25 protein-coding genes are annotated in these 23,346 nt (G+C 53.2%); 12 read left to right on the top strand and 13 right to left on the bottom strand.

What is annotated here, in order from left to right:
* The first annotated feature begins 101 nt into the window (after window positions 1-101).
* Both AC0VXT_RS01275 and AC0VXT_RS01280 read left to right on the top strand, forming a co-directional pair.
* Window positions 102-1,064, top strand: a complete 963-nt coding sequence (locus AC0VXT_RS01275; protein WP_475547189.1) for a TAXI family TRAP transporter solute-binding subunit — start codon at window positions 102-104, stop codon at window positions 1,062-1,064.
* Window positions 1,065-1,139: 75 nt separating this feature from the next.
* Window positions 1,140-2,906, top strand: a complete 1,767-nt coding sequence (locus tag AC0VXT_RS01280) for a TRAP transporter permease (protein WP_475547190.1) — start codon at window positions 1,140-1,142, stop codon at window positions 2,904-2,906.
* A gap of 82 nt (window positions 2,907-2,988) precedes the next feature.
* On the opposite strand, the gene AC0VXT_RS01285 is transcribed toward AC0VXT_RS01280, so the two are convergent.
* Together AC0VXT_RS01285 and AC0VXT_RS01290 are read right to left on the bottom strand one after the other, a co-directional pair.
* Complete coding sequence (locus AC0VXT_RS01285; protein WP_022731766.1) at window positions 2,989-3,174, bottom strand: PLDc N-terminal domain-containing protein; 186 nt, start codon at window positions 3,172-3,174, stop codon at window positions 2,989-2,991.
* 143 nt (window positions 3,175-3,317) lie between these two features.
* The gene (locus AC0VXT_RS01290; RefSeq protein ID WP_475547191.1) at window positions 3,318-4,502 is read right to left on the bottom strand and encodes a BaiN/RdsA family NAD(P)/FAD-dependent oxidoreductase; all 1,185 of its coding nucleotides are present in this window, start codon (window positions 4,500-4,502) and stop codon (window positions 3,318-3,320) included.
* A gap of 210 nt (window positions 4,503-4,712) precedes the next feature.
* Between AC0VXT_RS01290 and AC0VXT_RS01295 the strand changes: the two genes are divergently transcribed.
* Window positions 4,713-5,687, top strand: a complete 975-nt coding sequence (locus AC0VXT_RS01295) for a tetratricopeptide repeat protein (protein ID WP_475547192.1) — start codon at window positions 4,713-4,715, stop codon at window positions 5,685-5,687.
* 95 nt (window positions 5,688-5,782) lie between these two features.
* Here AC0VXT_RS01295 and AC0VXT_RS01300 read toward each other — a convergent pair whose 3' ends face one another.
* Window positions 5,783-6,460, bottom strand: a complete 678-nt coding sequence (locus AC0VXT_RS01300; RefSeq protein WP_475547193.1) for a D-lyxose/D-mannose family sugar isomerase — start codon at window positions 6,458-6,460, stop codon at window positions 5,783-5,785.
* Window positions 6,461-6,713: 253 nt separating this feature from the next.
* On the opposite strand from AC0VXT_RS01300, the gene AC0VXT_RS01305 reads away from it, so the two are divergent.
* The 3 genes from AC0VXT_RS01305 (at window position 6,714) to AC0VXT_RS01315 (ending at window position 9,143) form a co-directional block, all read left to right on the top strand.
* Window positions 6,714-7,448 (top strand): SIMPL domain-containing protein, encoded by a 735-nt coding sequence (locus AC0VXT_RS01305; RefSeq protein ID WP_475547194.1) that lies wholly within the window; start codon window positions 6,714-6,716, stop codon window positions 7,446-7,448.
* 108 nt (window positions 7,449-7,556) lie between these two features.
* Window positions 7,557-8,249 carry an rRNA large subunit pseudouridine synthase E gene (locus AC0VXT_RS01310; protein WP_475547195.1) on the top strand — a complete coding sequence of 231 codons (693 nt, stop codon included), beginning with the start codon at window positions 7,557-7,559 and terminating at the stop codon, window positions 8,247-8,249.
* A gap of 6 nt (window positions 8,250-8,255) precedes the next feature.
* Window positions 8,256-9,143 carry a 23S rRNA (adenine(2030)-N(6))-methyltransferase RlmJ gene (locus AC0VXT_RS01315; RefSeq protein WP_475547196.1) on the top strand — a complete coding sequence of 296 codons (888 nt, stop codon included), beginning with the start codon at window positions 8,256-8,258 and terminating at the stop codon, window positions 9,141-9,143.
* A 93-nt stretch (window positions 9,144-9,236) separates the two neighbouring features.
* On the opposite strand, the gene AC0VXT_RS01320 is transcribed toward AC0VXT_RS01315, so the two are convergent.
* A complete protein-coding gene (locus tag AC0VXT_RS01320; RefSeq protein ID WP_022731759.1) occupies window positions 9,237-9,941 on the bottom strand; it encodes a ChrR family anti-sigma-E factor in 705 nt (234 codons plus the stop codon).
* Entirely contained in the window at window positions 9,938-10,576 is a 639-nt protein-coding gene (locus AC0VXT_RS01325; protein ID WP_475547197.1) for a sigma-70 family RNA polymerase sigma factor, read from the bottom strand. The genes AC0VXT_RS01320 and AC0VXT_RS01325 overlap by 4 nt, the downstream gene beginning before the upstream one ends.
* A 165-nt stretch (window positions 10,577-10,741) precedes the next feature.
* Between AC0VXT_RS01325 and AC0VXT_RS01330 the strand changes: the two genes are divergently transcribed.
* Genes AC0VXT_RS01330 through AC0VXT_RS01350 form a run of 5 tightly spaced genes read left to right on the top strand, consistent with a single transcriptional unit; the run spans window position 10,742 to window position 16,114 of the window.
* Window positions 10,742-12,085 carry an NAD(P)/FAD-dependent oxidoreductase gene (locus AC0VXT_RS01330; protein ID WP_475547198.1) on the top strand — a complete coding sequence of 448 codons (1,344 nt, stop codon included), beginning with the start codon at window positions 10,742-10,744 and terminating at the stop codon, window positions 12,083-12,085.
* Window positions 12,082-12,927 (top strand): DUF1365 domain-containing protein, encoded by an 846-nt coding sequence (locus AC0VXT_RS01335; protein WP_475547199.1) that lies wholly within the window; start codon window positions 12,082-12,084, stop codon window positions 12,925-12,927. Before AC0VXT_RS01330 ends, AC0VXT_RS01335 begins: the two co-directional genes overlap by 4 nt.
* Before the next feature lie 6 nt (window positions 12,928-12,933).
* The gene (locus tag AC0VXT_RS01340) at window positions 12,934-14,211 is read left to right on the top strand and encodes a class I SAM-dependent methyltransferase (RefSeq protein WP_475547200.1); all 1,278 of its coding nucleotides are present in this window, start codon (window positions 12,934-12,936) and stop codon (window positions 14,209-14,211) included.
* Window positions 14,198-15,532: an MFS transporter gene (locus AC0VXT_RS01345; RefSeq protein WP_475547201.1), complete on the top strand. Its 1,335-nt coding sequence runs from the start codon at window positions 14,198-14,200 to the stop codon at window positions 15,530-15,532. Before AC0VXT_RS01340 ends, AC0VXT_RS01345 begins: the two co-directional genes overlap by 14 nt.
* A gap of 33 nt (window positions 15,533-15,565) precedes the next feature.
* Window positions 15,566-16,114: a DUF3833 domain-containing protein gene (locus AC0VXT_RS01350; RefSeq protein WP_475547202.1), complete on the top strand. Its 549-nt coding sequence runs from the start codon at window positions 15,566-15,568 to the stop codon at window positions 16,112-16,114.
* Here the strand turns inward: AC0VXT_RS01350 and AC0VXT_RS01355 are convergent.
* Genes AC0VXT_RS01355 through AC0VXT_RS01370 form a run of 4 tightly spaced genes read right to left on the bottom strand, consistent with a single transcriptional unit; the run spans window position 16,077 to window position 18,088 of the window.
* Entirely contained in the window at window positions 16,077-16,523 is a 447-nt protein-coding gene (locus tag AC0VXT_RS01355) for a nuclear transport factor 2 family protein (protein ID WP_475547203.1), read from the bottom strand. The genes AC0VXT_RS01350 and AC0VXT_RS01355 overlap by 38 nt on opposite strands.
* Window positions 16,520-17,152 carry an SDR family NAD(P)-dependent oxidoreductase gene (locus AC0VXT_RS01360; protein WP_475547204.1) on the bottom strand — a complete coding sequence of 211 codons (633 nt, stop codon included), beginning with the start codon at window positions 17,150-17,152 and terminating at the stop codon, window positions 16,520-16,522. Before AC0VXT_RS01360 ends, AC0VXT_RS01355 begins: the two co-directional genes overlap by 4 nt.
* A complete protein-coding gene (locus AC0VXT_RS01365; RefSeq protein ID WP_475547205.1) occupies window positions 17,124-17,288 on the bottom strand; it encodes a hypothetical protein in 165 nt (54 codons plus the stop codon). The genes AC0VXT_RS01360 and AC0VXT_RS01365 overlap by 29 nt, the downstream gene beginning before the upstream one ends.
* On the bottom strand, window positions 17,285-18,088 hold the full coding sequence (locus AC0VXT_RS01370) for a DUF6134 family protein (RefSeq protein WP_475547206.1): 804 nt from the start codon (window positions 18,086-18,088) through the stop codon (window positions 17,285-17,287). Before AC0VXT_RS01370 ends, AC0VXT_RS01365 begins: the two co-directional genes overlap by 4 nt.
* A 144-nt stretch (window positions 18,089-18,232) precedes the next feature.
* On the opposite strand from AC0VXT_RS01370, the gene AC0VXT_RS01375 reads away from it, so the two are divergent.
* Window positions 18,233-19,021, top strand: a complete 789-nt coding sequence (locus AC0VXT_RS01375) for an RluA family pseudouridine synthase (RefSeq protein WP_475547207.1) — start codon at window positions 18,233-18,235, stop codon at window positions 19,019-19,021.
* Here the strand turns inward: AC0VXT_RS01375 and AC0VXT_RS01380 are convergent.
* From AC0VXT_RS01380 to odhB, 4 genes are all read right to left on the bottom strand, one after another.
* Complete coding sequence (locus AC0VXT_RS01380) at window positions 18,968-19,894, bottom strand: AEC family transporter (RefSeq protein ID WP_475547208.1); 927 nt, start codon at window positions 19,892-19,894, stop codon at window positions 18,968-18,970. The genes AC0VXT_RS01375 and AC0VXT_RS01380 overlap by 54 nt on opposite strands.
* A gap of 70 nt (window positions 19,895-19,964) precedes the next feature.
* Window positions 19,965-20,411: a methylglyoxal synthase gene (locus tag AC0VXT_RS01385; protein WP_276652968.1), complete on the bottom strand. Its 447-nt coding sequence runs from the start codon at window positions 20,409-20,411 to the stop codon at window positions 19,965-19,967.
* Between the two features lie 138 nt (window positions 20,412-20,549).
* On the bottom strand, window positions 20,550-21,956 hold the full coding sequence (gene lpdA, locus AC0VXT_RS01390; protein ID WP_102784452.1) for a dihydrolipoyl dehydrogenase: 1,407 nt from the start codon (window positions 21,954-21,956) through the stop codon (window positions 20,550-20,552).
* Between the two features lie 24 nt (window positions 21,957-21,980).
* Window positions 21,981-23,255, bottom strand: coding sequence for a 2-oxoglutarate dehydrogenase complex dihydrolipoyllysine-residue succinyltransferase (gene odhB / locus AC0VXT_RS01395; RefSeq protein WP_022731743.1), 1,275 nt, complete (start codon window positions 23,253-23,255; stop codon window positions 21,981-21,983).
* Window positions 23,256-23,346 lie beyond the last annotated feature (91 nt).

Consider the following 23,346-nt stretch of genomic DNA (forward strand, 5'->3'; position numbering starts at 1 on the left):
ACGGGGCTGTATTTTGCGCTTATTGCCACCAACGAAAGGTTCGCTGCGAAGTTCGGCATTCAAAGCCGACAAGCGGATCGCTCATGCAAGGGGAGGAAGCCTTGAATATTCTGCGTACACTTGGCGTAATTACCGCCGGTATCATGGCACTGTCTGCGGCGTCTGTCGCACAGGCCGAAACCCGTGTCACCCTGAAATCAGCCAAAGCTGCGTCATCCTATTACCAGATGGCTGCACAGCTTTCCGAAGCGATGAAAACCGGCACCAATGGTGACGTGATTGTTACGGTCGAAGAAAGCCAGGGATCGGTTCAGAACGTCATGGAAGCCATGGTTCGTTCGGGCAACTACGTGTTTACCTCCCCGCCCGGTTTGGTCGGATTGGCCCAAAACAGCAAAGGCCCGTTTGAAGGGCGCCCGACGGAAAAATTCGAAGCCGTTCGTGCCCTGTTCCCGATCCCGTCCCTGACCATGCATTTTGTAATGCGCAGTGATTCCGGTGCGACGGACTTCGCCAGCCTTGAAGGCAAAACCATCCTTCTGGGCAAAGGGTCCTTCGGGGCAAAAGAAGGTGAAAAATACCTCGATCTGTTTGGTCTTGGCGGTAAGGTTGAGCTGGCCGATGCCGAACTTTCCAACGCGGTTGCCGCGCTTAAAAACGGTCAGATTGATGGTTTCGTTACCGCGGGCTCCTGGCCTGCGCCGAACGTGATCGAAGCAGCGGCCGGAACGGACGTCAATGTCCTGTCACTTTCCGATGAGCAGCTTGCGCTGACCAAACGCGACAAAACGGTTATTCCTGCAGGAACCTATAGCGGTCAGGACGAAGACATCACAACCGCTTCGCTGTCGGTTGTGGCCTTTGCAACGACCGAGATGGATGACGAAACCGCCTATCAGTTGACCAAGACATTCTGGGAGCAAAAAGCCAAAATGGGTGAAAGCTCGTCTTGGTGGAATGGTGTTTCCCCAGACATGCTGGGCAATATCGCGGGCAAAATTCATCCCGGTGCATTGCGTTATTATGCCGAGGCCGGTTTCCCGGTCCGCGATGATCAGCGCTAACACCTGATTGCCCATAAAACATAACAGGCCCGGCGTACCTGCCGGGCCCTTCTTTATCCAACAAACTGAATAAACATGTCGGCCATTTCTCGCCCCATCTGGATTATGCTTGGTGCAATTTCGATTGCATTTCACCTTTGGCTGATTTTTTCCGGCCTCGTCCCCAATCTTGTCAGCCGTCCGATCCATATGGCGCTTGCTTTGCCATGGGCACTGATCTTTGTTGCCAAAACACGGGCGCAAAATATATCTGGCGCGATCCTGACTGTGATTGGCCTGATCGGGTGTGGCTGGATTGTTTTAAATCATGGCAGTCTTGCTGATCAGTATGGTTTTCTGATGGGCAATGACCAGATCGCCATTGCCGTCGCCCTTTTGGGGATTGTTCTGGAAATGGCGCGCCGCGCCATTGGCTGGCCCTTGCCGATGGTTGCGGGCATTGCCTTGCTTTATGCGCTGTTTGGCGAATATGTTCCGGGCGAATTTGGCCATGCGGGGCTTCCGGTTGAAAGCATGCTGGGCACATTGACCATTGCCGAAGGCGGCCTTTGGGGCAGCCTGACCGGTGTATCGGTCAGTATTGTTGCGATTTTTGTGATTTTCGGTGCGGTTCTAAATGCTGGCGAAGCCGGGCAGGGCTTTATGAATGTTGCCGGTGCGGCTGCAGGGCGTCTTAAGGGCGGTGCGGCAAAAGTATCGGTTATTTCATCTGCTCTGTTTGGCTCCATTTCGGGATCGGCATCGGCCAACGTCGCATCGACCGGTGCGATTACTTTACCCGCCATGACGCGGCTTGGGTATCCCAAACGTCTTGCGGCTGCGGTTGAGGCGGTGGCCTCATCTGGCGGGCAGATCATGCCACCTTTGATGGGAGCAGGTGCCTTTGTCATGGTTGAACTCACCGGGCGACCCTATGTCGATATCATGGTTGCCGCGACCTTGCCGGCATTCCTTTATTTCCTTGCGGTATGGGTCGGGATTAACGCCTTTGCCATGCGGTTTGATCTTCCCGGTGTGCCAAAGGAAGATCGACCAACCATGCGCGTGGTTATCATCACGTCGTGCTTTTTCCTTGTCCCCTTCACCATTCTGCTTTGGGGCATGTTTGGTGGGGGCTATACGCCGCAATATTCGGCCTGTTTGGCCCTTGTTGTCGGGGCGGTATTGCTGTTCTTGGATGGAAATCTGTCGTTTGATCTGGCGCGCACCAAGGACCGTTTCACCGATGTCTGCTTGAATGCGGGGCGTCAGGTGGCGATGATCGGCTCGATCATTCTATGTGCATCGATTGTGATTGGTGTGCTTGGGCTAACCGGACTTGGGGTGAAAATCACATCGCTGCTTTTATCCGGTTCGGGCGGGATGCTCTGGCCAGCTTTGCTTCTGACCGCATTGGCCTGTTTGATTTTGGGCATGGAAGTGCCAACAACAGCGGCCTATGTGATCTGCGTGTCGGTTGCCGGTCCTGCCTTGATCGAGCTTGGCCTTGATCCTTTGCAGGCACATCTGTTTGTTTTCTGGTTCGCACTTCTCTCGACTATCACACCTCCGGTTTGTGGCGCGGTTTTCATTGCTGCGGGCATGGTCGAAGAAAACTGGCTCAAGGTTGCGGGCACTGCAATGGCGTTGGGTATTGGGCTGTATATCGTGCCGTTGGCGATGGTGGCCAATGCATCCCTGATTGATCTTGGGTCAGACCCTGTATGGGCGATTGCAGCAGGACTGAAGGTTGCTGTTGGTTTGACCGCCATATCGTATGGCCTGATATCACCACGGCCATTGATTGTGCGGATTGGGCTTGCGATGGCTGGTGCGATTGCGATTTTCGCGGCAGGTATTTGAAAATGCACAAAGCCCGACAGCTTGCTGTCGGGCTTTGTTGTTTTAGATGCTGGCTTTTGTTTCCAGCTGAAATCTTTCGGGCTTAGGCGCGCCCGCTACGCGGACCGGCAAACAGCCAGATGATCAGGCCCAAGACCGGCAGAACAAGAACAAGTACAATCCAAAGAACTTTCGACCCGGTGCTCGCACCACTGCCCAAAATATTAATGACCGCCCAGATATCGGCGATCAAAATGATTAAACCAAGTATCCCACCATATTCAAACATGTCCAAACCTCATTATTTGTTGCTGCGGCATTTAACACCGCGCTTGATCATGAAACGGCCAAGGACTCTATTTGTTCCCACATGAGGAAACACACACATTATATATGCGCCTAATGGTTGGGGTGTGTAAACGAATTTCGACCTTAGACAACTTGCCCGGCAGACCAGCCAGATGACCAGGCCCACTGGAAATTAAATCCGCCAAGATGTCCTGTCACATCAAGAACTTCTCCGATGAAATACAGCCCGGGAACGCTTCTGCATTCCATGGTTTTTGATGACAGCTCGTTGGTATCTACCCCGCCAATCGTCACCTCGGCAGTACGGTATCCTTCGGTTCCGTTTGGCATGACGGCCCATTGATTGACATCCATCGCCAGCTTGCGAAGCGCCTTGTCACCGGTTTCGCCAATCGGGCGTTCAAGGTCATGACGTGCCGTGATCATCTGCGCCAACCGGTTGGGCAGAATGCGTGACAGTACTGTGTGAACGGCTTGTTTTGGGGCTTCACTTTTGGCCGATTTTAAAAGATCAAAGGCGTCTTCTTCGGGGTTGAGGTTCACCACAATGCCGTCGCCTTCATCGCAATAAGATGAAATCTGCAAAATGGATGGGCCTGAAAGACCACGATGGGTGAACAGCAATCCTTCGCGGAATTGCTTTTTGTTGCATTGAACCACCGCATCAACCGAAATGCCCGATAACTGACCCATTTGCGCGCGCAACTCAGGATCAAACGTCAGCGGCACCAAAGCCGCCCGGGTCGGGATGATGTTTAATCCGAACTGACGTGCAATCTGATAGCCAAATCCGGTTGCCCCGATTTTCGGGATTGAAAGCCCGCCACATGCCACCACAAGCGATGCACACGTCCATTGTGCGCCCGTGCGTGTCGTTACGTCAAACCCGCCATCGTCGCGACGGATAATATTGGAAATTTCCGTGTTCAGGCGAATGGTGACATCTGCAGCATCACATTCATCAAGCAACATATCGATGATCTGAAACGAACTCTCATCACAGAACAACTGGCCCAGCGTTTTTTCATGCCAGCTGATTTCATGATGGTTCACCATTTCGATGAAATCATGCTGGGTATAGCGTTTCAGGGCGGATACACAGAACCGCTTGTTCTGCGACAGGAAGTTTTCCGGGCTGGTGTGGATGTTTGTGAAGTTGCATCGCCCGCCGCCCGAAATACGGATTTTCTCGGCGGGTTTGTCGGAATGATCGACCACCACAACAGACCGGCCGCGCTTGCCAGCTTCGATGGCACACATCAGGCCCGCAGCACCTGCACCGATTACAAGAACATCAATATTTTTCACGCAGAACCGACCCGTTTGAATTTTTAAATACCGAACCGCTTATACGGATAAACGTGCCCTTTGTCAGTGCGCATACATGCAAGGCTGCAATCATGCTGCAACATAGTTTGGTTGTTTGACTACACCTGTTTGCATTTTTGAAACGCTTTCTATGGGATTCTAAGCGTTACGCGGGTAACGTGACCAAATCATAAAAAGAGGAACACGGGGATGGTGACACTGTCTTTGCGATGGGCTTTGCGACGCGCAACTTTTGTTGCGGCACTTTTGATATTGGCAGGTATTTTCGCCGCACAACCGGGGTTTGCCCAAACGTCGGAGCCTGAAATCCGTCAGGATACCAAGTCGGGTGATGCATTCGATGCGGTGCCAGATGTCGATTTTAGCCCGGTGGATGCCAAAGAACGCACCAACATGCCGCCATTGATGGAACGTTATGTTCTTGATGAACTGAAAAGCCTGCGTACTGAAATGCAGGGTATGCGCGCGGAATTGATGCGCGAAGTCGTCAACCGGCAGCTTGAAGCCATCGACAAGGCGATTTCCTATTCATCCAATACCGTGACGTATTTCTTTTATTTCGTGGCCGCTGTCGGTGCGCTTCTGACCATGCTGGGCTGGCAGTCATTGCGTGAGTTGAAGTCAAGCGTGCGCAATCTTGCCAATACGGAATTGCAACGTTTGTCCGAAGAATTCGAACGACGCCTGACTTCGCTTGAGGATGAATTGCGTTTGAAATCCAAGGTGATCAACGAGCATCAGCACGAAATCGAACGCACTCAGGAAATCCACGCACTGTGGCTGCAAGCCAATCAGGTCACGAACCCGCGTTCAAAAATCGAAACTTATGACAAGATTCTTGAACTGGCACCGGGTGACCCGGAAGTCATGGCCTATAAGGCGGATGCCGCCCTTCAACTTGGAGATCGCGACTGGGCGCTAAGCCTGTGCAATCGGCTGCTGGCTGAAGAACCCGGAAGTGCCAATGGTCACTATCAACGGGCCTGCGCAAATGCTGGGCTTGGGTTCCGCGAAGCCGCCCTTGCCGATTTGCAACGTGCGATCGAACTTTCTGAATCCATGCGTCAACCGGCCTGGACAGAAGAAGAATTCGAACCTCTGCGTGACATGCCGGAGTTTACCGAAATTCTTGGCGACAAAAATGACCTTCCGCCCGCTGAATAAGCAAGGGCTTAGGACGCCATCGAACCGATTGAAAATGCAAAAGCCCCGCAAAGAAAAATTGCGGGGCTTTTGTTTGCTTGCTCTATGAGGCGGTCTTACTGCGCAGGCAGTTCATTCCAAAGTGGGTGGATTGGAGCGACGTCTTCTTCGATCTTGGTAAAGCGCGCATCACAATCAAAGAAATAGTTATCGGCAAGATCATCATTAACCTGTGAAACTTCGCCGACAATAACCGGACCTTTGCCAACTTCGCCGTAAAAGCGGTGCACAAGGGTTCGCGGCAGGGTGACGCTTTGCCCCGGTTCGAGCACAACCTTGCCGCCAGCAGGCAGGATGTTGAGCTTGCCGTCGGTACGGACATGTACGTCATTGACCCGGTCCATCTGATCATCTTCGGTCAGGTTGCAAAGCTCAATCACAAGGTTGCCGCCGCCGCGCACAATGATGTCTTCCATTTTGACCTTGTGGTAATGCCATGGGCATTCCTGATCCTCGCCGACAATCATGATCTTTTCGGCATAAGGAACCTCGCCGGGCTGACGCAGAATGCCGTTGCGCAGGCAAAACAGGATCAAACCGCGCTTGGCAAAATTACCTTCGCCATAATCCGTCACATCCCAGCCCATCTGATGCCCGCGGCACCATTTTGCCAGATCGGATTCTGCGGCCCACTGGTCCGGGCTGTAATGGCCCCAAACAGGAAGTTTAAAGGAAATGGACGCGTAAAGTTCTTTTGCATGCTCGATGCAGGCGTTGATTTCCGAACGCAGCATGATGACCTCTTGTGACATTTAATTGTGACGAAGCAGTATACCCTGCCCCTTTCTGTATGCGGGGCTTTTATCATGGGTGATATCAGAATGCGACAGTTTTTGAATGCATTCAAAGTCTGCTTTGATGATGAATTTCCTGCGAATACACTGCCTCTCTGTTGCCGCTTTTTATGTTGATAGATCGTAATTAAAGGTATGATTTGCGCAGATATAATTCATTTCGGCGCGCATTGGATTGGGAAGAGGCAAAGTCATGGTTCAGTCGTCTGGTTTGGTCAAGGTCGCCGCCGCCGTAATCGTCGGTGTGGCAATTGCCGGGGCAGGGTGGTTTGTTGGTAACGGTATCGCAAACATGCGATCGCTTGATCGCTATGTCACTGTTAAGGGATTGGCCGAGCAGAATGTGCAGGCAGACCGGGCGGTGTGGCCGATCACCTTTGTTGCAACCGATGATGTATTGCAAACAGCACAGGCCAAAACTGAGGCCGATACCAAGACGCTGATCGATTTTCTGGCAAGCCACGGCATTTCAAAGGAAATGACCGAACTGCAAAACCTTCAGGTCACCGATCAGCTCGCCCAATCATATCGTTCTGGCCCAATTGAAAGCCGCTATATCGTCAATCAGACCATTCAGGTCCGAACCGACGACGTGAAGGCGGTTGTTGCCGCATCACAGGATATCGGCAAACTGCTTCAGGGCGGGATCGTTCTGGGTGGGCAGGGCTATAACCCCGGCCCAAGTTATATGTTCACTGGACTGAATGACATCAAACCCGAAATGATTGCTGCCGCGACGGCCAATGCCCGCGAAGCTGCCTTGCAGTTCGCCGCCGACTCCGGTGGTCAGTTGGGTGGGATCCGCCGCGCGACACAAGGACTGTTTCAGATTTTGGCAGCGGACGGTGCACCGAATATGAATGAAGCCAGCCAGATCAATAAAACCGTTCGGGTTGTGACCACCATGGAATATCTGATCCGCGACTGATGTTTATGCGTCGCGCGGTGGACTGGAACGTGATCCTTTGCCGACAAAATGGCATTTGGCATATGGGGATGTGTTGACAGCTGCCGCAAAGCTGGTTTTATGCGCGCCGTGGCGCAACTGATCCTTTTGAACAAGCCGTATGGCGTTCTGACCCAGTTTACCGACCGTGAAAACGGTCGGGCGACGCTGGCTGACTATATCAAACAGCCCGGTGTCTATGCCGCTGGTCGGCTTGACCGCGATAGCGAAGGGTTACTGTTGCTGACGGACAATGGGCCGCTCAATGCGCAGATTGCCCACCCCAAATACAAAAAGCCGAAAACCTATCTGGTGCAGGTCGATGGGGAGCCGACCGATGAGGCGCTTGATGCGCTGCGCGACGGGGTCGAGCTTAAAGATGGCATGACACTTCCGGCAAAGGTGCGCCGGATTGATGAACCGGCAAATCTTTGGGAACGCGATCCACCGGTGCGCTATCGCAGAGAAATCCCGACAAGCTGGATTGAGCTGACCATTACCGAGGGCCGCAACCGTCAGGTGCGCCGCATGACCGCAGCGGTTGGTTTTCCGACCTTGCGCCTGATCCGCCATGCAATTGGCGACTGGACGCTTGAAGGCATTGCGCCAGGCGAACATCGCGTGATCGAGGTTGATGCACCGCCCGCAACCCATCGCCGCCTGTCCCCCGGATCGGCCAAGCCGCCGCGTAAACATCAATCGGGTGGCAAGGCGGATGCCGTGCCAAACAAATCCAAACCCCAGAAACCCGGCCGCCACCGGTCACGTCCGAAGAAAGGATAAGCCGCGATGCTGAGTTATCTGCATGGCTATCACGCCGGAAATTTTGCCGATCTGCACAAGCACGCGGCCCTTTGGTTGATTTTGACGCATCTGCGCAAAAAGAAAAAACCGTTCTGCGTGATTGATACACATGCCGGTTCGGGATGGTACGACCTTGGCAGCGACCAGGCCGCAAAAACCGGCGAGTGGCATGGTGGTATTGGTGCTGCACAGGCGGGCAAAAACGCGCCTGAAATGCTGCAAGACTACATGGATCATGTCAGCCGCTTTGATCCTGTTGCCAACGGGCGCGAGTATGGTGTGCGGGACACGGATGAATATGCCGGTCCGTTCTATCCGGGATCACCGTTTATTGTGCGCGAAATGCTGCGTGATGAAGACGAACTGGTTCTGATGGAACTCCATCCACGTGAAAACGAAACCCTGTATCACCGGGTGAAACGTGATCCGCGCATTCATCTGCATAAACGCGATGGATACGAAGGACTGGTTGCCATGATGCCGCCCGCCATCCGGCGTGGTTTGGTTCTGATGGATCCGAGTTACGACGTAAAACAGGATTATCAACGGTCGGCTCATTCCCTGCAAAGCGCATGGGATAAATGGCCGACGGGCACCTTTATGCTGTGGTACCCGATCCTTGAAGATGGCTTTGATGCAGACCTTCGCAAATCGATTGGCGCGATCAAATCGCAAGGCGGGGTTTTATGTGCCGAACTGGCCGCCGACCATGGTGGGGCCAAAGGACGCATGCGCGGGGCCGGACTTTTGGTGATCAATCCGCCGTGGCAGTTCGATCAGGACCTTGATGTCATCGGAAGCTGGCTGGCAAAAACATGCAAACTGCCGGGACCGGGGCATCACACAATACGCTGGCTGGTGCCTGCGGAATAAAATCGCAAACATGCTTTAAAACAAAAGCCCCGTTGGCAAGTTTGCCAACGGGGCTTTCTGCGTTGGGACGCAGTTGGATTTGGTAATCGTGCCTTAAATGCCAAAGAAAGGTTGCAGCAATTTTGGCAAAAACCCGCTGAATTTCATCGGGGCATCGGTGGCAATCAGGCAAATGCATTCTTCGGCAGTATCGGCAATCGGTTGATGATCAACATCATCATCCAGATCGGCCACATCACCCGCCCGGAACCGCCCGATATCATCGATATAGGACCCTTTAAGCAGCAAGGTCATCTCATGACCGTGATGGCCATGGTCGGGGATCGAAACGCCGGGTGCGATTTTCATCAGGCGTACCGTGCCTTTGCTTTCGACCGACTTCAGCTGAAAATGCTTAACACCCGGTGCAAGCGTCTTCCACGGCACATCTTCAAGTGACAGCACGTTGTCGGGCAAAAATTTGACCAACGGAGTGGGTATCGACGGCATGGCACTTCCAGTGATGCTTTCCCCGACGGCAATCCTGCGCGTCATTGGTAATTCTTGCACTGCCGGGTTTTCATTGGCGGTTTCACGTTCGAGCATTGCCATCACGTGATCAAGCGAATGATCGGCCATTTCCATGCGGGTCACATTTTCAAGAACAGCCCCGCCCATGGTTTCAAATTCGGCAACTTTGTCGCGGCAGTGCGGACATACGGTCATGTGCGTTGCCACAAGAAGTTCCATCGCCTGCGACATCGTGCCACTGGCGTAATCCATCAAGGTTTGGTCTGTTGGATGATGTTTAATATTCATGCGAGATCTTCCAGTCCGCCACGCATCTTGCCAAGAGCCAACCGCAATCGGGATTTTACCGTTCCGAGCGGGATATCAAGGCGCTCCGCAATTTCGCTGTGCGAGCAATCTTCAAAAAACGACAATTCAACAACGATCTTTTGGTCGGTTGGTAATTCTTCCATTGCAGCTTTAACAAGGACCGCGTGCTCATCACGGCTGACAACTTCGTCTGCCAGCGGGTCCGTATCAACAATCAATGCCGTGTCAGAATCATCAACCTCGATATGTTTGCGTTGCCGGAACCTGTCAATGCGAAGGTTCCTGGCGATTGTGAAGATCCATGTACTTGCGGCGGCCTTTGAAGGATCAAACAGATGTGCTTTACGCCAAACCTGCATCATTGCTTCCTGTGCCAGTTCTTCGGCGGTTTCAGAATTGCCACCAAACCGGAACATATACGCCTTAACCCGTGGGGCAAAATGCGCAAACAGACGCGCAAACGCCTCCCGGTTCCGTGTTGCCGCAACGGAAACGATCCAATCGGCACATTTCTTTGCCTCGACCGGGTCAACCGGACCGGGGCGTTTGGTAAAGGTGCCGCTCATTCTGGTTTCTGGTCCCCCTTGGGGCCGCGCCAAGATCATGTTCATCATGCAAAATCTTACGACGGCCGTGAACTATCGGATCACTGCTAATTATATGTTTTTGCCAGTCACTTACAAACTTGGTTGAGGCAAACGCACAAGTGATCCAGAACTTGGTGTCTTGCGTAATTATATGTAGTTTTAATTATAACACTGCAAGCGGGCCAAACGCATATGAACAACGTCACGTCGGGGAAACTAAATATAGCGGTTGTCGGGTCGGGTATATCCGGGCTTTCCGCCGCGTGGCTGTTAAGCCAGTCCCACAATGTGACGTTATATGAAAAGGACGACCGCCCCGGCGGCCATTCCAACACTGTTGATGCCGGGGATACGCCGGTTGATACCGGTTTTATTGTTTATAACACCCGTTGCTATCCCAATCTTTGCGCATTGTTTGATTATCTTGATGTGAAAACGACAGAAACCGATATGTCGTTTGCCGCCTCCATGGATAATGGTGGCCTTGAATATGGCGGGGCAGATTTGGCCGCCCTGTTTGCGCAAAAACGCAACATTCTGCGCCCGCGTTTCTGGAAAATGGTGCGTGACATTTTACGGTTTTACCGTGAAGCCCCGGCCGCGCTCAAGGATGGCACCGCAGAAGCAACCAGTCTTGGCGATTATCTGCGTGACAATAAGTACTCGCAGTCCTTCATCAACGATCACCTTTTGCCAATGGGGGCCGCGATCTGGTCAACCCCGGTTGATACCATGATGGCCTATCCGCTCGCGGCTTTTGTTCGGTTTTGCCAAAATCACGGGCTTCTGCAAATCAAGGACCGACCGCAATGGCGTACGGTTATTGGTGGATCGCGTGAATATGTAAAACGCATGACGGCGGGTATTTCCGGCGGTGTTGTTCTTGATCGTGGGATTGCAAAGGTCGGGCGCACCGCATCGGGCGGGGCATATGTCGAAGACCGATACGGCAAACGTGATGAATATGACCACGTTGTTCTGGCCTGCCACGGCGACCAGGCGCTGGCACTGCAAGATGCCCCGGACCCTCGGGTGCGTGGGTTGCTGTCGGCCTTCAAGTACGAACGCAATCTGGCGATCCTGCATGATGATGAAAGCCTGATGCCAAAAAATCACAAGGTTTGGTCAAGCTGGAACTATCTGGCTGAAGAACAGGATGGTGAACAAAAAGTCTGCGTGACCTATTGGATGAACCGTTTGCAACACCTTGATGATGCAAAACCGCTTTTCGTCACACTGAACCCGGCCCAGCATCCGCGTGACGGAAGTGTCATCCGGTCTTTCCTGTATGATCATCCGTTGTTTGATGCCGGTGCGATGGCCGCCCAGAAAGACCTTTGGTCGATACAGGGGGTGGATAACATCTGGTATTGCGGCAGTTACTTTGGCTATGGCTTCCATGAAGATGGCCTTCAGTCGGGCCTTGCGGTTGCCGAGGCCCTTGGTAACGTCCGCCGACCATGGACGGTCGAAAATGAAAGCGGGCGCATTCACGTTACCGAACGTGCCCCTGTGGAAGGCAGCGAGGCCGCATGACGCAAAAATTCGCCTCTGCCTTATATGAGGGTGTCGTCACCCATCATCGCCTGCGCCCCAAAAAGCATAAATTGCGGTATCGGGTGTTTTCCTTCCTGCTTGATCTTGATGAAATCGACGATATCGCGGCACGACTTCGATTGTTCAGCCGCAATCGGTTCAACCTGTTTTCATTTCACGATAGCGATCATGGCAGCATCAAAGGCGGCGGCATAGCAGCAGGCGCAAAAACCGATTTGCGTACCCGGCTTGAGACGGTTTTAACCGCCAATGATCTGGGCGATTGCGCGCACAAGATCGAGTTGCTGTGTTATCCGCGATTGCTGGGGTTCGTGTTTAATCCGCTGTCTGTTTACTTTTGTCACCGGTCTGATGGATCGGTGGGGGCGGTGATCTATGAAGTGTCAAACACCTTTGGTGATCGTCATAGCTATCTGATCCCGGTCGGGGAAAACGATATCGATAAAAAAGGTGTGCTTCGTCAGTCCTGTGCCAAGGGATTTTATGTATCGCCCTTTATCGATATGGAGGCCGATTATCATTTCCGCATTCGTATGCCGGGCGACAATGTGGCGCTGGGCATTCGCGAAACCGATGCCAAGGGGGCGTTTCTAAATGCGGTGTTTGCGGGTGATCGAAATGAATTGTCTGACCGTAAACTATTAGGAGCGTTCATCCGTTATCCGCTGATGACATTAAAAGTTGTCGCGGGAATCCATTGGGAGGCCCTCCTTCTGTGGCGCAAAGGGATGACATTCCACAAACGACCAGCCCCACCATCACATCCGGTGACATACGTGCTGGCAACTGGGACGAAGGCGGCCCAAGCAGGAAAGAGATAACAAGAAATGCCCAACCGCAATCGTACTGCTTCTGTTTTTGGTAATCCCCTGCGTGATCGTCTCGTCCCGATGCTTGGCAGCATGACGGGCAGTCGCAGTATTTTGAAATCGATGCTACGCCATGTTCTTGCGCATCTGCATTACGGTCGACTGACGACCATTTTGCCAGATGGCGAAAGTCTGCATTTTACCGGCGAACAGAAAACCGACCTTCAGGCCGTTATTCAGGTCCACCGTTGGGATGCTCTGCGCCGGTTGGCAACGGGTGGGGACGTTGCCTTTGCCGAAGCTTACATGGATGGTGGCTGGAGCAGCCCGGACATTACCCGTCTGATGCGTGTTGCGATGCTCAATGAGGCCATCGTTCAGGCCCGGCTCGCGGGTGGTTTCTTGTCGCGTACGATTGCCCGCCTAGGCCATTTACGCAACAGCAACACGCTTGAAGGCTCAAAACGCAACATTTCCTATCACTACGATCTGGGCAACCGGTTTTATGAGGCGTGGCTTGATCCGGGCATGACCTATTCGTCTGGCTATTGCACGAAATCCGACGTGACGCTTGAAGCATCCCAGGATGCGAAATACGAACGTATTTGCGATTTGGCACGTCTTCAACCGGGTGAAACTGTACTTGAAGTTGGATGCGGCTGGGGTGGGTTTGCCGAACTGGCAGCGGCGAAATACCGCTGCAATGTGACCGGTTTGACCTTATCGAACGAACAGCATGCCTATGCCCGCCGCCGTCTTTTGATGCAGGGGCTTAATGATCGCACAAACATTGTCCTGCGCGACTACCGCGAGCAGGACGGAAAATTCGATAAAATCGTTTCGATTGAGATGTTCGAGGCCGTAGGCGAAGAACACTGGCCAAACTATTTCGACATGATCCGAAAACGATTGCGCCCCGGCGGCAAGGCGGTTTTGCAGATCATCACAATTGATGATGACCGGTTTGAAACCTATCGCAAGGGGGCTGATTTCATTCAGCGCTATATCTTCCCCGGCGGCATGTTGCCGTCCCCGACCGCACTGGTAAAAGCGGTGAATGATGCCGGTCTGTATTTGCAACATTCTGAATTCTTTGGCCAGTCCTATGCCCGCACCTTGGCGGAATGGCAGCGCCGTTTCCAACACGCATGGCAGGATATCTCCAAACAGGGGTTTGACGAGCGGTTCAAACGCATGTGGGAATATTACCTCGCCTACTGCGAAACCGGGTTCGAGCAGGGTTCGATCAACGTTGGTTTGTTTGTGATTGAGCACCCCAACAATGCCCCATCCTGATACCAGCAGACTTTCATCGGTTTTATATGCACTTCCGGCGATGGCGGCGGCCGTGCCGACAATTCCGGCGTATGTGTTGTTGCCAAGCTACTATGGCGACGATCTTGGTCTTGGGCTTGGCATCACGGGCGCTGTTTTGTTGTTGGTGCGCATTATCGACATGATGACAGATCCGCTGGCGGGGTGGCTTTCGGACCGTAGTGGCCAACGTAAAATATGGGTCGGTATTGGTGCGGTGGTTGCGGGCATCGGGCTTTGGTTCCTGTTTACACCGCCGCCAAGCCCGAGTGCGGGTTACTTGTTCTTATGGGCCAGCATCCTGTTTCTTGGCTGGACTTTGTTTCAGGTGCCCTATCTTGCATGGGGGGCGGATCTTTCCGGAGATTATAAAAAACGGACCTCGATAACCGCCATGCGCGAAGGGGCGGGATTGCTGGGCATTGTCCTTGCAGGCGGAATACCCGTTGTGATGACCCATTCCAGTCGGGCGGGTGAAATAGAAACGCTTGCCATCGTGACAATCATTCTTGGGGCGATCTTTATTGCCCTTATGATCTGGCGGGTTCCTGACCGTGTTGCGCAGCATAGAACATCTGATGGCGGCAACCCTGACAGCCTTCAGGCTACAGTGCGCCTTGGCATCAGAAGCCTGCGTCAGAACGGTTTGTTCGTACGTCTTTTGTCTGCATGGATGATCAATGGTCTGGCGGCCGGGTTGCCTGCGGTCTGCTTCCCGCTTTTTGTGCGCTACTACCTCAAACTTGATCAGGAAACCGAAAACCTTCTGATCCTGCTTTATTTTGCTGCTGCCATCTTTTCCATTCCGCTGTGGGTGGTCTTGGCCGCCCGGATGGGGAAACACCGCATCTGGTGTGCGGCTATGGTGCTTGCGATCGTGGCGTTTATGTTTGTCCCTATGCTTGATGCCGGTGATGCGATTGGCTTTGCCGTGATTTGTATTTTTACCGGTGCGGCATTGGGGGCAGATCTTGCCTTGCCACCCGCCATTCAGGCGGATGTTGATGACTGGGATCGCTTCCGGTTTGGTAAGCGCCGCACGGCCCTTTTGTTCGCACTTTGGAATATGACCAACAAGCTTGCCATGGCGTTGGCTGCGGGCATTGCCCTGCCCATTTTGGGGGCGTTTGGTTTGACCGAGGGGCGTTCTGATAATTCTTTGGCATTGATTGTTCTGGTGCTGATCTATGCGGTGATCCCTATCGTATTGAAAGCAGGAGCAATCGGGATGATGTGGGGTTTTCCGTTGGACGCATCACATCAGGTTGCCATTCGTCGGCGCCTGTTACGCCGCAACGTTTGATCTTGGGTCTTTAAAAACAACAGGAGCAAGCTGATGCTGCGAAATTCTATGGTGCTGTTTTTTATCGTGGTGCTAACCGGATGTGGGTCGATGAAACCGCAGGACTTTGCGCAAAAACAACCCCGCTTCGATGTGTTCGACTATTTCGAAGGCGAAAGCCGGGCCTGGGGGATTTTTGAGGATCGGTTTGGGAAATTGCGCCGTCAATTTACCGTTGACATCACCGGGACCATCGAAAACGATGTTCTGACACTCGACGAGCGGTTTCTCTATGACGACGGCGAAAAAGACCGGCGCGTCTGGACCATTCGCAAAACAGGCGATCATTCCTATCAGGGTCAGGCTGACGACATTATTGGCGATGCCATCGGCAGTCAGTATGGCAATGCGCTTAACTGGTCATATGACATGGATTTAAAAGTCGGTGACGGGGCGTGGCGGGTCAGTTTTGATGACTGGATGTTCTTGCAGCCCGACGGCGTTCTGGTGAACCGCGCCCGGGTGAAAAAGTGGGGGTTTGAGATCGGCGAAGTAACGCTGTTCTTTACAAAGCCGCAACCCGCCGTGCAAGCCGCCGAATAAACCAGCCCAGTACCGGGATTTTGGCATAGAAATTTTGCGAGGCATCCCAATGATCGACATGCGATGTTAGTAAGCTCTTGTCTTCATTGAATGTTAGCGCTGTCATCCCGGTAATGTCCCACTGACCAATCACCGGCATTCTTGCGCTGAATGTCCAGCGCAGAAAGGCCATGTCGCCGTCAAAGGCCGTGTGCGTGACGTCAAATTTCGGGTTTTCGGTTTCGCTAAAGGTTTTGGCCAAATAGGCACAAACCTTGTCGGGGCCGATCACGGTCGTAAATGGATCTGTGAACGCGAAATCGGCCGTCACCATGCTTGATAACTGATCGACAGTATCAGGTGACAGATTTTCATAATAGGCACTATAGGCCGCGACTAGGTGGCGTTGACGGTCGGTTGTGTCGGTCATTTTTTCACCATTTTGCGCATCAGTTTGAAATAGATCCGATAGGGCAAAATACGCGCAAGTTTTAACTGACGCACAAAAGCCGGTGGAAAGGCGATTTCAAAATCATTGTTTTCACAGAGCTCACGATACATGAAATCGGCGGCCTGCTGCGGTGTTTGTAAATGAGGCATGTCGAAATCATTCTTTTCGGTCAGGCGCGTTTTGACAAAACCCGGATTGACCAGACGCAATAAAACGCCACTTCCCTCCAGCTCGGCATGCAGTGTTTCACATAAATTGATCAATGCCGCCTTGGTCGGGCCATAGGCCCCGGCATTTGGCAGCCCACGATATCCGGCAACAGATGCCATAACCGCAATTTCACCCGATTTGCGGGCACGCATTTTGGCCAGTAACGGCTCCAGACAATTCACGATGCCCATATAGTTGGTTTCAACATGATCCCGGATGGTTGCCGCACTAAATGCGTCAACCGCCATAGGCGAATAGATGCCCGCTGCCAGAACGACCAAGTCGGGCAGACCAAACTCATCTTCGATTGCCTCCACGGTCGCCTTGACTGCATCGACGTCCGTGATGTCTAGTGGCACGGCTTTCATGTCAGGTTTGCCGTCGGCCAGTTTTTGCAAGGAGTTCTGCATTTCGTGCCGAAACAATGACCTTTTGGTCGGAATCTGTTGGGGAATTCTGGAACTTTTCCGCCAAGGTCGCGCCAATGCCAGCAGATGCGCCGACAATCCAGATGGTTTTGAAGCTTTTTATCATCCCCGATCCTTTTGTCCGGTTCTGGTCATACAATTCATACAGCGATAGATGATGGTCGATCCATCATTTGCCTCAAACTGCAACCCGACCCAGCGCCCGTCCTGATCATACCACGCGTTGGTGATGAGATCGCCGCTATAGGTGAAATGCGTTGCCATGAGCGTCCCGCTGGTCGTGCGCAATTGTTCGCGGTCTTTGGCCTGAATTGTCACATCGTTGGCATTGCCGGTCAGCGTGTTGAGAACAGATGTGCTGTTTAAAACACCACAGTTCCAGTGGTCTGTTGGGAAAATCCCGGCGGGAAGATCCTTTTCACCGTCAGGGCCGGTTACCAGCAACTGTCCGTTGTCTTGTTTCGCGTTGATTGTTGTCTGTTCGCCATCATCGTCAACCTTTACCGAAAGTGCTGCAAGTTTGCCATCCTGCCACAGGCTTTCAGATCGGTAGCGGAAACTGTATGCGTTAAAGCCAAGGAACGAGATATCGATGTTACTTTGGGCGACGACCTGAATGCCGTCGGTGCCGCGATGGAATTGGACGATGTGACTGCCGACCGGGGAATCATTACGTCTGATTTGAAACCGCAGTTCATTGCCGTAGCGCTCAATCGGGTCAAAGTTCCGACAGGTCTGTGGACTGTCAAATGCAGACGTCAGTGCCGAGATTTCCGCAACCTTCCCTGTTGCGTTTGGCCCGGCAATGTCATCAGCACGGGCATTGGCGCTGATCAGCAGCCCGGTCAGGAGACTGATCGTGGCAACAGTCAAAGAGGCAGGCAAAGTTTTTCGGACCGCAATCATGGCGTTTCCCGACAAATGTTGGTGTCACACGGTATTGGTGATCTCTTCTTGTTACGCACATCAGGGGAGTGTGGATCAAACGTCATGATCATTGCTGCAAATGTCTGGATGGGGTAAGCAGGGGCAGATATGAAAGGCCACGCCATGCTTCACCCGATCGCCGAAGACCTCATCGCGCATGTATTGCATCGTGATTCAAACATCATTGTGTTGAACAAGCCGCCGGGACTGGCGTCTCATGGTGGGCCGAAGACCTATTTCCATGTCGATGCCTATTTGCCTGATTTGAAATTTGGCATTCAGCCCGAACCAACTTTGGCCCATCGGCTGGACCGTGATACGGCGGGCTGCCTGTTGCTGTGCCGTCATCCAAAATCATCGAAAAAAATCACCCGCCTGTTTACCGAGAAACTGATCGGTAAATCCTATTGGGCGGTGGTGCGTGGTGCGCTGGCCGATGATCATGGTTTCATTGATGCCCCGATTGGGAAAACCAACGATGAAAGCGGCTGGACCATGCTGGTCCACGAAGACGGCCAACCGTCAAAGACCGAGTACAAGGTGCTGGGGCGGGGCAAGGATGCCGATGGGGCCGATATCACATGGTTGGAACTTGTACCCCATACCGGGCGTACCCATCAGCTGCGCGTCCACCTCGACCACATCGGTCATCCGGTGATTGGCGACCCGTTTTATGGTCGTGGGGATGAACCGCCAATCTTTGGTGAACCCCCAACGCTTATGCTGCTGTCGCGTCAGATCATCGTGCCGTTCCATGTGGAACGTGATCCGGTGATTGTCGATGCCCCACCGCCGGAATTGATGCGGGCTGGTTTGGCGGCGTGTGGCTATGACGGCGAGTATGCCGCGCATGCGGCCTCAATTGATGCTCAATACACCGGCGATGACAGCGACGCTGAAGGCGGAGAGTAACGTCTCAAGCGTGATGATGGACGCCATGGCATCAGGGTCGCCATTCAGCTGACGTGCGAGGATATAGGCATTCCCAGCACACGGCATCCCGGCGTACAGAACCCCCATGGCCAGAACCATGCCATCTATACCGGCCAGATACAGGCAAACGCCGGTAATCACCGGCAGGACGGCAAGCTTGATGGTGGTGGCCAATGCAATTGCGCCTAACGCCTGCTTGTCCAGCACAAAGCGCAAGCCGGCCCCAACGGACAGCAGGCTAAGCGGCAAGGCTGCGGTCTTGAACAGAGCCGCCGTATTCTCGATTGGAACCGGCACGTGAATATCACTGATATTCAGGAGGGCCCCGGCCCCGGCAGCCAGAATGATCGGGTTTTTGACAATCCCGCCCAAGATGCGTTTCAGGTTGCTTTTGCCCCCGCTAAACGCGCTTAGAACCACAACGCCGAGCATATTGGTGGCAATCACCATCACCGCGATAAAGACAATGGCCAGTGCAAGCCCCGCACTGCCGTAAAACGCATCGGCAACAGCGAGAAGCACATAGCTGTTATAGCGAACTGATCCTTGGAAAATCGACGTGAACAGCGGCGTATTGCGTGTAATCACGGGGCGCAACAGCAACAATACTGCTGACAGACCAAGGGTCGCAAACAGAGTGACGGTAACAGCTGTACCAGCATTACCGCTCGAGAAATCCGCCCGGTAAATCTCGACAATCAAAAGCGACGGCAGCAATAGATAATAGGTCAGCCGATCAATTCCGGCCCAGATATCCGCCCCGGTGATCAGATAGCGTTTTAGTGCCGCCCCAACCAGAATGGCGGCAAAGATCGGAAAGATGGCGGCGATCAGTTCATAGGCGACTTGCATGGGGCGGTCACAGTTGTTTGCTGTTGTGCAGCGGGTGGCGCGGCGCTTTGCGAAAATCTGTTGGAATCAATCAGACCTTACGATTTGTGTAATCGGCAAAGGCCTGTTCTGGGGAATGACCGCGATATTGTTCGCAGATTTCTTCAAAATTCGGATTGCTGATCAGAAGGTCGGCTGTACTGCGGTTACACGCAATCGGAACTTCATACATGTTGGCAAGCCGGATCAAAGCGCGCACATCGACATCATGGGGTTGGGGCGTCATCGGGTCGGTGAAAAAGAACATTGCTTGCAATTCGCCATGTGCAATCATCGATCCAAGTTGCTGATCCCCGCCAAAAGGCCCGCTTTTCAATGCGACAATATCAAGATCGGGAAACCGTTCCTGAAGAACGCGACCCGTGGTGCCGGTTGCAAAAATCCGTGAGCCCGCGAACTGTGCCTTATGGGTTTCCAGCCAATCTGCCATTTCGCGTTTTCGACGGTCGTGGGCAACAAGTCCGATCGATAAAGTCATGGGATGCGATCCTCAGGCTGGAAAAGTTAAATCATCATACAAAATAAGCCAGTGTTTGGCAGGGCCAATTTATCCATCAGACAAAATAAAACGGCCGCCCGCAAGGGCGACCGTTTCGATCATCCGATGACGGATAGATTACATGTGGATTGCGCGTTTGTCCGCGTCCAGCGCCGCTTCCTTGACGGATTCGCCAAGAGCCGGGTGGGCGTGGCAAGTACGTGCGATGTCTTCGGCGGATGCGCCGTATTCCATCGCCAGAACCACTTCGGCAATCAGGTCACCAGCAGCCGGGCCGACAATATGCGCGCCGACAACACGGTGCGTTTTCTTGTCTTCCAGGATTTTGACGAAACCTTCCGTGCTTTCCATAGCCTTGGCGCGGCCATTGGCGGTGAAGGGGAATTTGCCGACTTTATAGTCAACGCCTTCTTCCTTCAGCTGCTCTTCGGTTTTGCCAACGGCTGCAACTTCCGGCCAGGTGTAAACAACACCCGGGACCTTGCCGTAATCGACATGGCCTTCTTCGCCTGCCAGCATTTCGGCAAGTGCAACACCGTCTTCTTCGGCCTTATGAGCCAGCATCGGACCGGCGATTGCATCGCCGATGGCAAAGATGCCACCAACATTGGTCTGGAAGTGTTCGTCGGTTTTAACCCGACCACGTTCGTCAAGCTCGACGCCAGCTTTATCAAGACCAAGGCCAGTGATAAACGGACGGCGACCAATCGCGACCAGAACGACATCGGTTTTGATTTCTTCTGCGTCGCCACCCTTGGATGGTTCAACAGTCAAAGTCACACCAGACTTGGTTGATTTCGCACCGGTAACCTTGTGGCCCAGTTTGAATTCAAGACCCTGTTTGGCAAAGATGCGCTGTGTCTGTTTGACCAACTCACCATCCATGCCCGGCAGGATACGATCAAGGAATTCGATCACGGTCACTTCGGTACCAAGACGACGCCAGACAGAACCAAGCTCAAGCCCGATCACGCCAGCACCGATGACAACCATCTTTTTCGGCACTTTCGGAAGAACCAGTGCACCGGTCGACGAAACGATGTTTTTCTCATCGATTTCAACACCTGGCAACGGGGTAACTTCCGAACCCGTGGCGATCACGATGTTCTTGGCGGTGATGGTTTCTTCGCCACCATCGAGAAGAGCAACCTTAACGGTGGTCGGCGACGTAATTTCGCCAGCACCTTTGACATAGGTAATCTTGTTCTTTTTGAACAGGAACTCGATGCCTTTGACATTTCCGTCAACAACCTTGTCCTTACGGGCCATCATCTTTTCGATGTTGACCTTCGGCTTGCTGACTTCGATGCCATGGGTATCGAAATGCTCGGTTGCTTCCTCAAACAGGTGCGAGGAATGCAGCAGGGCTTTGGATGGAATGCACCCTACATTCAAGCAGGTGCCGCCAAGGGTGCCGCGTTTTTCAACGCAGGCAACCTTAAGACCAAGCTGTGCGGCGCGGATGGCGCAAACGTAACCGCCAGGACCGCCACCGATCACGACAACGTCGTAGTTCTCACTCATGAGTTCTTTGATCCTTTTGTCTGATCAGATGTCGAGCAGGATGCGTTCTGGGTTCTCGATGCATTCCTTGACGCGTACCAGGAACGAAACCGCTTCGCGGCCGTCAATGACACGGTGGTCATAGGACAGTGCCAGATACATCATCGGACGAATTTCGACTTTGCCGTCGATTGCGACCGGGCGCATCTGGGTTTTATGCATGCCAAGGATACCCGACTGCGGTGCATTGAGGATCGGGGACGACAGAAGCGATCCAAACACACCACCGTTCGAGATGGTGAACGAACCGCCGCTCATTTCATCCATGCCGAGTTTGCCGTCACGCGCACGCTTGCCGAAATCGACAATGGTGCTTTCCAGATCAGCAAAGTTCTTTTCTTCTGCCGAACGGATAACCGGAACAACAAGACCCTGCGGGGTGCCGACAGCAACGCCGATATCGCAGTAGTTTTTATAGATGAAGCTGGTGCCGTCGATTTCGGCATTAACAGCAGGCCATTCTTTGAGTGCCGTGGTGCAGGCTTTGATGAAGAAGGACATGAAGCCAAGCTTCACACCGTGTTTCTTCTCGAAGCCTTCTTTGTATTTGTTACGGCATGCCAGAAGGTTGGTCATGTCCACTTCGTTATAAGTGGTCAGCATGGCCGCGGTGTTCTGGGCTTCTTTCAAGCGGCGCGCGATGGTCTGGCGCAGCTTGGACATTTTGACACGTTCTTCACCGTCGCGCAGGTCACGCTCAGGCTTCGGTGCCGCCGGGGCAGGAGCCGCCGCCGGGGCTGCAGAACGCGAAGCCGATCCGCCGCCTTCAAGGAAGTTCAGAACATCGCCCTTGGTCAGGCGACCGTCTTTACCCGAAGCCGGAATTTTTGACGGATCAAGATTTTTGTCTTCGACCAGTTTACGAACAGCAGGGGCCAACGGGTGGTCGCTGTTTGATGCGGTCGTCGAAGCAGGCGCAGCAGCAGGAGCCGGTTTGGCTTCTTCTTTCTTCGCCGGTGCTTCTTCTTTTTTCTCGGCTGGTGCCTCGTCCTTGGCTGGTTCCGCCGCAGCCGAACCTTCAGCGCCTTCGGTGATCATGGCGATCAGGGCGCCAACTTCAACCTCGTCGCCTTCGCCAACAACCAGTTCGGCAATCGCGCCGGCAACCGGTGAGTTGACTTCAACCGTCACTTTGTCGGTTTCAAGTTCGACAATCGGTTCATCGGCTGCAACAGCATCACCAACTTTTTTGTACCATTTCGCCACTGTGGCTTCGGATACAGACTCGCCCAGTGCGGGAACTTTAACTTCAGTCGCCATTTTTTCCTCGACCGTTTTTTCAATCAGGCAGTGTGGGCCTGCCGTGATGCGAATGAATTCTAAATGAACGTATCGGACGGGCGATTGCTCG

It is taken from the genome of Thalassospira sp. Z349TD_5, assembly GCF_056173045.1.

Bases quoted from the DNA above. Each gene is read 5' to 3' on its own strand.
- AC0VXT_RS01340 (WP_475547200.1), top strand. From the start codon at position 12,934: ATGCCCAACCGCAATCGTACTGCTTCTGTTTTTGGTAATCCCCTGCGT.
- AC0VXT_RS01330 (WP_475547198.1), top strand. From the start codon at position 10,742: ATGAACAACGTCACGTCGGGGAAACTAAATATAGCGGTTGTCGGGTCG.
- AC0VXT_RS01345 (WP_475547201.1), top strand. From the start codon at position 14,198: ATGCCCCATCCTGATACCAGCAGACTTTCATCGGTTTTATATGCACTT.
- AC0VXT_RS01320 (WP_022731759.1), bottom strand. From the start codon at position 9,941: ATGAATATTAAACATCATCCAACAGACCAAACCTTGATGGATTACGCC.
- AC0VXT_RS01355 (WP_475547203.1), bottom strand. From the start codon at position 16,523: ATGACCGACACAACCGACCGTCAACGCCACCTAGTCGCGGCCTATAGT.
- AC0VXT_RS01315 (WP_475547196.1), top strand. From the start codon at position 8,256: ATGCTGAGTTATCTGCATGGCTATCACGCCGGAAATTTTGCCGATCTG.
- AC0VXT_RS01295 (WP_475547192.1), top strand. From the start codon at position 4,713: ATGGTGACACTGTCTTTGCGATGGGCTTTGCGACGCGCAACTTTTGTT.
- AC0VXT_RS01365 (WP_475547205.1), bottom strand. From the start codon at position 17,288: ATGATAAAAAGCTTCAAAACCATCTGGATTGTCGGCGCATCTGCTGGC.
- AC0VXT_RS01375 (WP_475547207.1), top strand. From the start codon at position 18,233: ATGCTTCACCCGATCGCCGAAGACCTCATCGCGCATGTATTGCATCGT.
- AC0VXT_RS01380 (WP_475547208.1), bottom strand. From the start codon at position 19,894: ATGCAAGTCGCCTATGAACTGATCGCCGCCATCTTTCCGATCTTTGCC.
- AC0VXT_RS01350 (WP_475547202.1), top strand. From the start codon at position 15,566: ATGCTGCGAAATTCTATGGTGCTGTTTTTTATCGTGGTGCTAACCGGA.
- AC0VXT_RS01335 (WP_475547199.1), top strand. From the start codon at position 12,082: ATGACGCAAAAATTCGCCTCTGCCTTATATGAGGGTGTCGTCACCCAT.
- AC0VXT_RS01280 (WP_475547190.1), top strand. From the start codon at position 1,140: ATGTCGGCCATTTCTCGCCCCATCTGGATTATGCTTGGTGCAATTTCG.
- AC0VXT_RS01305 (WP_475547194.1), top strand. From the start codon at position 6,714: ATGGTTCAGTCGTCTGGTTTGGTCAAGGTCGCCGCCGCCGTAATCGTC.
- AC0VXT_RS01325 (WP_475547197.1), bottom strand. From the start codon at position 10,576: ATGATGAACATGATCTTGGCGCGGCCCCAAGGGGGACCAGAAACCAGA.
- AC0VXT_RS01285 (WP_022731766.1), bottom strand. From the start codon at position 3,174: ATGTTTGAATATGGTGGGATACTTGGTTTAATCATTTTGATCGCCGAT.
- AC0VXT_RS01370 (WP_475547206.1), bottom strand. From the start codon at position 18,088: ATGATTGCGGTCCGAAAAACTTTGCCTGCCTCTTTGACTGTTGCCACG.
- AC0VXT_RS01300 (WP_475547193.1), bottom strand. From the start codon at position 6,460: ATGCTGCGTTCGGAAATCAACGCCTGCATCGAGCATGCAAAAGAACTT.
- lpdA (WP_102784452.1), bottom strand. From the start codon at position 21,956: ATGAGTGAGAACTACGACGTTGTCGTGATCGGTGGCGGTCCTGGCGGT.
- AC0VXT_RS01385 (WP_276652968.1), bottom strand. From the start codon at position 20,411: ATGACTTTATCGATCGGACTTGTTGCCCACGACCGTCGAAAACGCGAA.
- odhB (WP_022731743.1), bottom strand. From the start codon at position 23,255: ATGGCGACTGAAGTTAAAGTTCCCGCACTGGGCGAGTCTGTATCCGAA.